At 42.9% G+C, this 3,617-nt stretch carries 4 protein-coding genes; all 4 read right to left on the bottom strand.

Translation table 11 applies throughout. The features are described 5' to 3' along the window. Positions 1 to 240: 240 nt before the first annotated feature. Entirely contained in the window at positions 241 to 723 is a 483-nt protein-coding gene (gene tnpA / locus WB217_RS03810; RefSeq protein ID WP_423990793.1) for an IS200/IS605 family transposase, read from the bottom strand. A 456-nt stretch (positions 724 to 1,179) separates the two neighbouring features. Next, the gene (gene dapA / locus WB217_RS03805; RefSeq protein ID WP_423990791.1) at positions 1,180 to 2,046 is read right to left on the bottom strand and encodes a 4-hydroxy-tetrahydrodipicolinate synthase; all 867 of its coding nucleotides are present in this window, start codon (positions 2,044 to 2,046) and stop codon (positions 1,180 to 1,182) included. An 81-nt stretch (positions 2,047 to 2,127) separates the two neighbouring features. Beyond that, complete coding sequence (gene dapG / locus WB217_RS03800) at positions 2,128 to 3,372, bottom strand: aspartate kinase (RefSeq protein ID WP_423990789.1); 1,245 nt, start codon at positions 3,370 to 3,372, stop codon at positions 2,128 to 2,130. A 46-nt stretch (positions 3,373 to 3,418) separates the two neighbouring features. Next, positions 3,419 to 3,617, bottom strand: a 199-nt coding sequence (locus tag WB217_RS03795) for an Asd/ArgC dimerization domain-containing protein (protein ID WP_423990787.1), incomplete at its 5' end; no start/stop codon positions are given.

Raw genomic sequence — 3,617 nt, 5'->3', positions numbered from 1 at the left:
GTCGTTCTGTTTTCAAAGTAAGCAATTCCCTAAAAAACAAATTATCTACTGTTTAATTTGACTGATAATTTCAAAATTAACAATAACCTTTCCTTCAGCCATAATAAAAACCACCCGTGAGAACGGGTGGTTTTCTCTGCGGCTGAAAGCCTTTGTTACTGACCAAACCCTAAAGGGCTACTGAAGGGTTCGCCATTTGTACTACTTCTACTGGCCAGACCTCAAAGGCCTTCTCCCCGTTTAACTTCGTTTCTTTTTCTTTACTTCTTCTCCGGTGAATGGATCAATGTATTCCATCATCGTTAATTGTTCTGCGACTATATCATCTTGAATTTGATTGCGTATATATTCTTCTATTACCTTTTTGTTTCTTCCGACGGTATCTACATAATAGCCTGTACACCAGAATTTGCGATTGCCATACTTGTATTTCAGATTTGCGTGTCGGTCAAATATCATTAAACTACTTTTGCCTTTTAAGTAACCGACAAATGCGGATACACTCAGCTTTGGTGGTATACTCACTAACATATGTACGTGATCCTTACACGCTGTTGCTTCAATAATTTCTACACCTTTTCTTTCACATAATGTACGCAGTATTTCTCCAATATCTTTTTTGATTTTCCCATAAATAATCTGCCTTCTATACTTAGGGGCAAATACGATGTGATACTTACAATTCCAGGTAGTGTGTGCTAAACTATTGTTGTCTTTAGACATAGGACTTCCTCCGTGCTGATATTTTGGTTGGCGAACCAAAAATATTTTAGCACCATGGGGAAGTTTTTTTAATACCACGCTGAAAGCTTTTTGGAACCCCGGGCCTAGCCCGGGGTTTTCATTTCACAAAAAAAGAAAGCACTGAAAAAAACCAGTGCTTAGTTTGTCGACAAAGCTAAAGTTCATCCATTAATTATTGAAACCCTGTTGATTAGAGTGGAAGGCACGAAGATTCTTCCGAAAATACTAACGCATTTCCATCGCGCTTGGGCTGGTCCGAGGAAGAAATCAATGTCCTGCGGGCTCACCGGGCGCCCCGCGGAAAGCGAGGCGCCTGTAACGGAAATCAACAGCACAATTTCTTCTCCAAACAGAAAAAAGACTGTAAACAAGCTCGATTTTTATCGAGTTTGTTTACAGTCTGAAACCAACCTTAAAGGTTGGTCTAAAAAATCATTAAGAGAATAATTTTGCTACTGCACTTCGTTCTTGTTCTGTTAACGGTACCATCGGCAATCTTACTGAGCCAACATCCAGCCCCTTAAGCTGCAATGCCGTTTTTACAGGGCCCGGGCTTGGAGCTGCAAAGAGTCCCTGCATGATTGGCAGAAGGCGCTGGTGAAGTTTCGCTGCATCAGCATTCCTTCCACTCAAGAACGCATCTACCATTGCTTGCATTTCATTTCCAATCACATGGGAGGCAACTGAAACGATTCCTGCTCCGCCAATAGCAAGGACAGGCAGAGTGAGGCCGTCATCCCCGCTGTAAAGAAGGAAATCATCTGGAGTTTCGGCAATGATTTTCGTCATGGCATTCAAATCACCGCTGGCTTCTTTAACCGCTACAATATTCGGAATTTCTGCAAGTTTGATGACTGTTTCCGGATGGATATTGACTACGGATCTTCCAGGAATGTTGTAAACCATAACAGGGAGAGATGTTGCCTCAGCAGCTGCTTTAAAGTGCTGATATAACCCTTCCTGGTTTGGTTTGTTATAGTATGGTGCAACAATCATAATGGCGTCCACACCAAGCTGTTCAGCTTTTTTTGTCAATTCAATTGTAGCATAAGTGTTGTTGCTCCCTGTTCCTGCAATGACAGGTACTCGCTTATCAACAACTTTTACTACATGCTGGAATAGAGCGATTTTTTCCTCTTTAGAAAGGGTTGGAGACTCTCCTGTTGTACCTGCTACTACGAGGGAATCAGTTCCATTGTCAATCAAATGGTTTACTAGCTGAGTAGTTTTTGCGAAATCAATATGCCCCTTATGGTCAAAAGGGGTTACCATTGCTGTAGATATTCTTCCGAATTGAACCATTCTGTCCACTCCTCTTCTCTCTGGCTTCTACGGCCGGTCGGCACCTACTGAGCCTCCGGCAGTAAAAACAAGATAATCACTTTAAATATCATGGCGCTCAAATTCTGCTTTTTCCTCATCAAGATGGAATGCATCATGCAAAGCATTTACCGCCTTGCTGAGATCATCTTGCTTCACGAGCACCCAAATTGTTGTATGGCTGTCTGCGGACTGCAGGATGCGGATTCCTTTTTCAGAAAGCGCAGTAACAATTTTCGATGTTACACCAGGCACACCTGCCATACCCGCACCTACAACCGAAACTTTTGCACAGTTTCTCTCAATCTGAGGAATATGCCCCAATCCTTCTAACACCTTTGCGGCCCGGCTTGTCATTTCATCAGAAACAGTGTATACGACGCCATTTGGTGAAATATTGATAAAATCGACACTGATGTTTTCATTAGCCATGGCTTTGAAAACTTCAGATTGGAGATTGTATTGATCTTTTTTCGCAAACACCTTAATCTGGCTTACATTGGAAACATGTGCAATTCCAGTTACCGGGCGCTCTTTGATATCGGTACCTTTATTTTCACGGTTTAAAGACGTCACAAGCGTACCGGGACTTTCAGAATAAGTTGACCTGATCCTGATTGGAACTTTGGCTTGCATGGCAATCTCCACTGCACGCGGATGGATGACCTTGGCACCCTGGTATGCCATATTGCATACCTCAGTATACGTGACAACTGATAGAGGTCTAGCGTTTTCGGCAATTCTCGGATCAGCAGTCATGATGCCTTCTACATCTGTAAAAATATCAATCCATTCGGCATTCAAAGCTGCACCTAGCGCAGCTGCGGACGTATCACTGCCGCCCCTGCCGATCGTTGTGATGTCACCATTTTTAGCTGAGCCCTGGAAACCGGCGACAACAACTGCATCGACCTGCTCTAATTCGCGAAGAAGCCGATCGCATTTCATGTCTAGAATTCTTGCATTCGTATGCTCGTTGTTTGTCCTAAACCCTGCCTGGGATCCAGTAAGGGCTGTCGCACTGATTCCGTTTTCCAGAAGCATATTGGAAAAAACCACACTGGAAATCGTCTCTCCGCAAGAAAGAAGCAGGTCATGCTCCCGCTTGCTGATCAAACTGTTATTGCCTCCGATCATGCTCAATAGCGTATCCGTTGCGTAAGGATCTCCTTTCCTTCCCATCGCGGATACTACGACAACTGCTTTATATCCTTCTGAAATCGCCTTTTTAATATGGCTCATAGCATGACTTCGGCTTTCCTTATCACGCACAGAAGTGCCGCCAAATTTTTGAACGATTATTTTCATCGTAACACCTCAAGAGTTTCTGTCATTAATTAAGTTAGATTTTTACTTATTTTACAAGACCTAGCTTTACCAGGCTCTCAGCAATTTGCACTGAGTTCCATGCTGCACCTTTTAAAAGGTTATCGGAAACGACCCACATATGAAAGCCTGAATCGTTATCAAGGTCTTTCCTGATTCGGCCTACGAATACATCATTTTTACCAACACAGAAAGCTGGCATTGGATATATCTGATGTTCAGGATCA

Origin of the sequence: Mesobacillus sp. (assembly GCF_049588175.1) — a bacterium.
Classification (GTDB): domain Bacteria; phylum Bacillota; class Bacilli; order Bacillales; family Cytobacillaceae; genus Mesobacillus.
The sequence above is the reverse complement of the archived record's forward strand: the minus strand, read 5'-3'. Positions and strand labels throughout refer to the sequence as shown.